6 protein-coding genes are annotated in these 6,791 nt (G+C 65.7%); 2 read left to right on the forward strand and 4 right to left on the reverse strand.

Annotated elements, in window-relative coordinates; translation table 11 throughout:
* Both VGN68_RS13035 and VGN68_RS13040 read left to right on the forward strand, forming a co-directional pair.
* On the forward strand, positions 1-409 hold a 409-nt coding region (locus VGN68_RS13035), incomplete at its 5' end, for an oxidoreductase (RefSeq protein ID WP_327477312.1).
* Positions 410-449: 40 nt separating this feature from the next.
* Positions 450-1,061 (forward strand): glutathione S-transferase N-terminal domain-containing protein, encoded by a 612-nt coding sequence (locus VGN68_RS13040; protein ID WP_327477313.1) that lies wholly within the window; start codon positions 450-452, stop codon positions 1,059-1,061.
* Positions 1,062-1,355: 294 nt separating this feature from the next.
* On the opposite strand, the gene pheT is transcribed toward VGN68_RS13040, so the two are convergent.
* The 4 genes from pheT to rplT form a co-directional block, all read right to left on the reverse strand.
* Complete coding sequence (pheT, locus tag VGN68_RS13045) at positions 1,356-3,743, reverse strand: phenylalanine--tRNA ligase subunit beta (protein WP_327477314.1); 2,388 nt, start codon at positions 3,741-3,743, stop codon at positions 1,356-1,358.
* Positions 3,740-4,837, reverse strand: coding sequence for a phenylalanine--tRNA ligase subunit alpha (gene pheS / locus VGN68_RS13050; RefSeq protein WP_327477315.1), 1,098 nt, complete (start codon positions 4,835-4,837; stop codon positions 3,740-3,742). The genes pheT and pheS overlap by 4 nt, the downstream gene beginning before the upstream one ends.
* 81 nt (positions 4,838-4,918) lie before the next feature.
* Positions 4,919-5,821: an AraC family transcriptional regulator gene (locus VGN68_RS13055; RefSeq protein WP_327477316.1), complete on the reverse strand. Its 903-nt coding sequence runs from the start codon at positions 5,819-5,821 to the stop codon at positions 4,919-4,921.
* A 576-nt stretch (positions 5,822-6,397) separates the two neighbouring features.
* Positions 6,398-6,763 (reverse strand): 50S ribosomal protein L20, encoded by a 366-nt coding sequence (gene rplT / locus VGN68_RS13060; RefSeq protein WP_293701417.1) that lies wholly within the window; start codon positions 6,761-6,763, stop codon positions 6,398-6,400.
* Positions 6,764-6,791: the final 28 nt, after the last annotated feature.

Here is a 6,791-nt window from a genome sequence, read left to right on the forward strand (position 1 = left end):
GACCGCGCAAGGGTCGGGCGTCGTCGTCCATGTCTCGTCGATTCAGCGGCAGTTGCCCTTGCCCGAAGCGACGACCGGCTATGCCGCGGCCAAGGCGGCGCTTTCGACCTACAGCAAGGCCTTGTCGAAAGAGGTCGCGCCCAAGGGCGTCCGCGTCGTTCGCGTTTCTCCAGGCTGGATCGAGACCGAAGCATCGGTGGCGCTCGCCGAACGCCTCGCACGCGACGCGGGGACCGATTATGAAGGCGGCAAGGCGATCATCATGGCCTCGCTCGGCGGCATCCCGCTGGGCCGCCCGGCAAAGCCCGAAGAGGTCGCGAACCTGATCGCCTTCCTCGCATCGGACCGCGCCGCGTCGATAACGGGGACCGAATATGTGATTGACGGCGGGACGATCCCTACGGTTTGACGGCTGGCAACCGACCTTTCGTCGGCCTATGGCGCCCGCTATGTCCGATGTTCCGATCCTCTACAGCTTTCGCCGCTGTCCCTATGCGATGCGGGCGCGGATGGCGCTGATGGTGAGCGGTACCACCTATGCCCATCGCGAGGTGGTGTTGCGTCACAAACCCGCCGCCATGTTGGCCGCGTCGCCCAAGGGAACGGTGCCCGTGCTCGTGCTGATGGACGGGACGGTGATCGACGAGAGCATCGACATCATGCACTGGGCTCTGGAGCAGCACGATCCCGAGAACTGGCACGCGCGCGTCGATGCGGAATTGGTCGGGCTGTTCGACAGTGCGTTCAAACATCACCTCGACCGCTATAAATATGCCGCGCGATACGATGCAGACCCGCTTGCGAGCCGCGCGGCTGGATTGGCGATTCTGGCAGAACTCGATACGCGGCTCGCAGATCTGAACTTTCTTGGCGGTGCGCAGCCGGGGTTCAATGATATCGCGATCTTTCCCTTTGTGCGGCAGTTCGCTGGGGTAGACGCCGCATGGTTTGCGGCCTGCGCGCCGCAACGGGTCAGCGAATGGCTCGCCATTCTAGTGGCATCGGATCTTTACGAGCGGGCGATGGTCCGGATCGAGCCATGGGCCGGGGGAAGAGACTGAACCGGCGTTGCCGTAAATGGTCGCTTTTGGTCACGTGAAAACCAAAGTCTGCCTGACTGCTTATGATCAGTCATGGAAACGGGCATTTACCGCTTTGCGGTATGAGCTTGCCCTTTGTTCGGCTGGTTAAATGGAACAATTGGCAGCGGTCACAGCGGTACGTCCGGAGTTGTAATTCGGATCGCCAAGCGGCAGCTAGTGCCTCCTCACTCGAAGGGTAGGAAAGCTTCTTTTTGCAAATGCTGAGCCGGGTGCGCATGTTACCCCTTCGCTAAAAAACCGCGCACGGCCACCTCACCCCCTAAGTACCGCCCCAACCTTCGCTGCCGCCGCGACCACCTTGTCGGCAATCGCCTTCAGCTCGGCATCGGTGAAGCTCTTCTCGACCGGCTGCAACTCGACCTCGACCGCCAGGCTCACCTGCCCCTCGGGCACGCCCTGGCCGGTGAAGCGGTCGAACAGGCGGGCATCGACGATGCTCGCCTTGTCGGCGCCGCGGATCGCGCGGACCAGTTCGGCGGCGGTTAGGCTGGTCGGGGCCAGAAACGCAAAGTCGCGGCGCACCGATTGCAGTGCAGGCGGAGTGAACGCCGCGCGCGCCGGGCCGCTCGCGCGCTTGGCGGGAATGGCATCGAGGAAAATCTGCACCGCCATCACCGGGCCGTCGACGTCGAAATGGCGGGTCAGCAGCGGGTGGAGCGCGCCGAATTCGGCGAGCACCGCCTTGGGGCCGAGCCGCAGCGTCGCCGACTGGCCGGGGTGCCAGATGCTGCCTTCGCTTACCGCCTCCATCACCTGCAAGCGGTCGGCGGGGGCGCCCGCGGCGTCGAGCAATGCCAGCGCTACGGCCTTGGCGTCGAACGCGTCGAACGGCGCCGCCTTGCCCGCCTGCCAGCCGCGCGCGCGCTTGTCGCCCGCCATCAGCACCGCCAGCGTCGGATGCTCGGCGTTGATCCGATAGCGGCGACCGATCTCGAACAGGCGGATGCTGCCCGCGCCGCGGTTCTGGTTGCGCGCCGCCGCGGCGAGCAGGCCGGGGAGCAGCGACGGGCGCATGACCTTCAGATCTTCGCTGATCGGATTGGCCAGCGACCAGTCGCCGCCGCCGAACGGCACCGCGTCGCTCTCGCTGATGAACGACCAGGTCACCGCCTCATGGAAGCCTGCGGCGGCCGCGGCGCGGCGCACGCGGCGTTCGAGCATTTGTTCGGCGGTCGCGGTGGGCTTCGCCACCCCGTCGCTGCGCGGCAGCGGCACCGACGCGATCGCGTCGAAACCGGTGATGCGCGTGACCTCCTCGACCAGATCGGGGGCGCCGTCGATGTCGCGGCGCCAGCTCGGCACCTGGACCTGCCAGCGGCCGCCCTGTTCGATGATGGTGAAGCCCAGCGCGGTCAGGATTTCCTGCTGGCGCTCGGGCGCGATCGCGATGCCGCCGAGCGTCGCCGACAGCGCCGGGTCGTAATCGACCGTCTTCACCTCGGCAGGCGGCGTCCCGGCGCGGGTGACCGCCGAGGGGGTACCGCCGCAGATCGCCAGCACATGCGCGGTGACGATCGCGGTTGCATCGTCGAGGAACGCCGGATCGACCCCGCGCTCGAAGCGGCTGCGCGCGTCGCTGGTCAGCGCCAGCGCCTGTCCGGTCAGCGCGATGCGCTCGGGGGTGAAATACGCGATTTCGATCAGCACGTCGCTCGTCGTTTCGCTGCACCCGCTATGCTCGCCGCCCATGATCCCGGCAATGTCGTGGACGCCGCGGTCGTCGGCGATCACCGTCATCGTGTCGGTGAGCGTGTAATCCTTGCCGTTCAATGCGGTGACCGTTTCGCCCGCCTTGGCGCGCCGCGCGACGAGCGGGCCGGTCAGCTTGGCACGGTCATAGATATGGCTCGGGCGGCCGAGGTCGAACATCACATAATTGCTGACATCGACCAGCGCCGAGATCGAGCGTTGCCCGACCGCTTCCAACCGGCGGCGCATCCATTCGGGGGCGGTGCCGTTGGTGACGCCGCTGATCGTGCGGCCATAGAAAGCGGGGCAGCCTTCGGGATCGAGGGTCGCGATTTCGGTCGCGGGCGCGCCCTCGCCGATGATCGTCGGGACGGCGAGCGGCTTCAGCGTGCCCAGCCCCGCGGCGGCCAGGTCGCGCGCGATGCCGCGCACGCCCATGCAATCCTGCCGGTTCGGGGTGATCGAAATGTCGATCACCGGGTCGCCCGCGCCGCTATAGTCGGCGAAGGGCCTGCCGACGGGGGCATCGGCGGGGAGCTCGATGATCCCGTCATGATCGTCGCCCAGCTCCAGCTCGCGCGACGAGCACATCATGCCGTTCGATTCGACCCCGCGCACCGCGGCGACTTTCAGCTCCATGCCGTTTGCAGGCACCACCGCGCCGGGCAGGCCGAGCACGCCGACGAGTCCTGCGCGCGCATTGGGGGCGCCGCACACGACGGTCAGCGGCGCGGTGCCGTCGCCCGTATCGACGGTCAGCACCTGCAATTTGTCGGCCTGCGGATGTTTCTCGGCGGTCAGGACGCGCGCGACGCGAAAACCGGCAAGCTTGTCGGCGGGATTCTCGACGCCTTCGACCTCGTGGCCGATGCGGTTGAGGGTATCGACAACATCGGCGACGGTGAACTCGCCGTCCAGATGCTCGCGGAGCCAGTCGAGGGTGATCTTCATGCCGAAATTCCCCCGCTCAATGTGGGGACACTCAGCGCGCCGAACCCGTAGTGCGCCAGCCAGCGCAGATCGCCGTCGAAAAAGGCGCGGAGATCGTCCATGCCATATTTCAGCATCGCCAGCCGGTCGACCCCGACGCCGAAGGCGAAGCCCTGCCACTCGTCCGGGTCGAGGCCGCAGTTCGCGATCACGCGGCGGTTGACCATGCCGCTGCCCAGCAGCTCCATCCACGCATGACCATCGTCGTCGCCATGCCCGCCGACGATGCGGCGGCCCTTCTCTTGGCGGTACCCGACGTCCACTTCCGCCGACGGTTCAGTGAAGGGGAAATAGCTCGGGCGCAGCCGCAGCACGATGTCGTCGCGCTCGAAATAGGCTTTCAGGAACGTCTCAAGCGTCCACTTCAGATGCCCCATATGGATGCCGCGGTCGATGACGAGACCTTCCACCTGATGAAACATCGGCGTATGCGTCGCGTCGCTGTCGCTGCGATAGACGCGGCCGGGGGCGATGATGCGGATCGGCGGTTCTTGCGACATCATCGTCCTAATTTGCACCGGCGATGTGTGCGTCCGCAGCAACATACGCTGCGCGGCACCTTCGCCAACTTCCGGAAAATAAAATGTATCATGCATCGCCCGTGCCGGATGCGTCTCCGGAATATTGAGCGCGGTGAAATTGCGCCAGTCGTCTTCGATTTCGGGTCCGGTCGCGACGGCAAAGCCCATGTCGGCAAAGATTTCGGCGAGTTCGTCCATCACTTGGCTGACCGGGTGGACGCTGCCCTTCGGCGCGGTGTCGGCGGGCAGCGACATGTCGATCGCTTCGGCGGCGAGCTTGATGTCGAGCGCCGCGGCGTCGAGCGCCGCCTTGCGGTCGGCGAGCGCCGCGGTGACGGCTTCGCGCAGCGCATGGATCTGCGGCCCCTGCGCCTGCCGCTCCTCGGGGGACATGCCGCCGAGCGATTTGAGCAGCGCGGTGATGCTGCCCGCCTTGCCCAGCGCGGCGACGCGCAGCGCTTCGAGTGCTTCGAGATCGCTCGCCGCCGCTATGTCATCGACCAGCCGGGTCTGGGTCGCCTGAATATCGCTCATCGTTTTTGTCCTGCAGCGGCCGCGCTTCGCCCGCGCCGCCGCTTGCACCGAAGGCGATGCGTGGGTCAAGCCCTTGGCGGATCAACCCCCGGGCTTGTGAAGCCCTTGTACAGCAGCACCCGCCGCGGCGGCGCGAGCTTTACCGGCGGCGCCCAGGATCGGTTTCGGCCGCGCGGCATATTCGCGCGGGCTCATCCCCATGAATTTGGCGAAGTCGCGGGTGAACTGCGCCTGATCGTAATAATGATGATCCATCGTGTCGATCCACGCCATCGACGGGTCGAGCATGAAGCGCGCCAGCGAGCGGAGGAAACGCTGGCGGCGCAGCAACAGCTTGGGCGAAAAGCCGAACGCCCGGTGGCTCAATCGCTCGACCGATCGCTCGGACAGCCCCAGCTTGGCCGACAGGTCGGCGACGGTCGATAGGTCATCGTCCACCAGCGCGCGATGCGCGGCGAGGATGGCGGGATCGTCGGGCGGGGCATCGTTGAGCATCGCGCAGAAATGATCGTCGATCATCGCCGCGGCGGCATCGACGTTATTCACCCCGCACAATCTTTCGCCAAGCGAGACGAAGGCAGCAAAGGCGGGGTGCGCGTCGCCGTCGCAAAAGCGGTCGGCCAGATCGTCGGCGGGCAGCGGGATGAACTTCGCCCAGCCCAGCGGTACGATCCCGATCCCCCATGCGCGCATGTTGCCGGAGGCGAAATAGGTCGCGGTGCTGGTCGGGCCGGTGGCGATGAAATGCGGCGTCGCGACCGCAGGAGCGCCGGCGACCGACGCCAGCGGCGTTTCACCCTCGATGAAGCGCAGGTTCGCCCATTCGGGATGGAGATAGTCGCCAACGCGGCTGCCCGCAGGGACCGATACTTCGGTCAGATAGATGGTGCTGAGATAGGGGTGCAGCGCCGGCGACACCGCAAAGAAACGGGTGGCGATTCGGACGTCGGACGGTTCAGGCTCGGGCGCGCTGCGTTCGGGCATCAATCTCCCTCTAACGAGCATTAACGACGAAAAACAACATTTTGACGCCATTCTTTGTCGGGTTTGTACAATTTTCTGCTTTGGCGCTGCGTCATAGTTGCGTCGCGGGCTCGGGGGCGAGTGCAAGCACTAATATCGGGCGCTGGCGGCGTCTGTGCCAAATGATCGGGATCGGGCACACGAACGGATCGCGCGACTGATTATTCGAACTTCACCCGGCCGGCAGCTTTCTGCGACCCACGGCTTTTCGGAACGGGCGGGGGGGCGATGGTTTCCACTGGAACCATTGTCGAAGCGGCGCGGAGCGAAAGCTTCGCGCCGCTTCTTCGTTTAGGGTGCGGGCGGATGGCCGGTTTTGGGGTGGGAGGCGGTCGTTCGCCCCTACCGTCGCCCCCGCGAAGGCGGGGGCCGCTCGCGGTCTATTCCTGCGCCGCTACGCAAACCGACAGCGGCCCCCGCCTTCGCGGGGGCGACGACTGGTTTTGGGCGTTGGCTGCCATTCCAAACCGCAAGCGCCCACGAAAAAGGGCGGCCCCGTCGGGACCGCCCTTGTTTCTTGTCGCCGACTTAAAAGCGTCAGGCTGCCTTGGGCAGCGCCGCTTTCGCCTGCGCGATGATCGTGGTGAAGACCGTCGCTTCGTTCATCGCCAGGTCAGCCATGATTTTCCGGTCGAGATCGATCCCGGCCAGCTTTACGCCGTGCATGAACTGCGAATAGGTCAGGCCTTCGGCGCGAACCGCGGCGTTGATGCGCTGGATCCACAGGCCGCGGAAGTTGCGCTTCTTAACCTTGCGGTCGCGATAGGCGTATTGGCCGGCCTTTTCGACTGCCTGCTTGGCGACACGAATGGTGTTCTTGCGACGGCCATAATAGCCCTTCGCCTGTTCCAATACGCGTTTGTGCTTGGCGCGCGTGGTGACGCCGCGTTTGATGCGTGACATGCCTTAGCGCTCCTTACTTCAGGCCGTA

The organism is Sphingopyxis sp. (assembly GCF_035998965.1).
GTDB lineage: Bacteria > Pseudomonadota > Alphaproteobacteria > Sphingomonadales > Sphingomonadaceae > Sphingopyxis.

What these genes read in the sequence shown, in the direction of transcription:
- VGN68_RS13040 (WP_327477313.1), top strand. Translation starts at nt 450, where the DNA reads ATGTCCGATGTTCCGATCCTCTACAGCTTTCGCCGCTGTCCCTATGCG.
- pheT (WP_327477314.1), bottom strand. Translation starts at nt 3,743, where the DNA reads ATGAAGATCACCCTCGACTGGCTCCGCGAGCATCTGGACGGCGAGTTC.
- pheS (WP_327477315.1), bottom strand. Translation starts at nt 4,837, where the DNA reads ATGAGCGATATTCAGGCGACCCAGACCCGGCTGGTCGATGACATAGCG.
- VGN68_RS13055 (WP_327477316.1), bottom strand. Translation starts at nt 5,821, where the DNA reads ATGCCCGAACGCAGCGCGCCCGAGCCTGAACCGTCCGACGTCCGAATC.
- rplT (WP_293701417.1), bottom strand. Translation starts at nt 6,763, where the DNA reads ATGTCACGCATCAAACGCGGCGTCACCACGCGCGCCAAGCACAAACGC.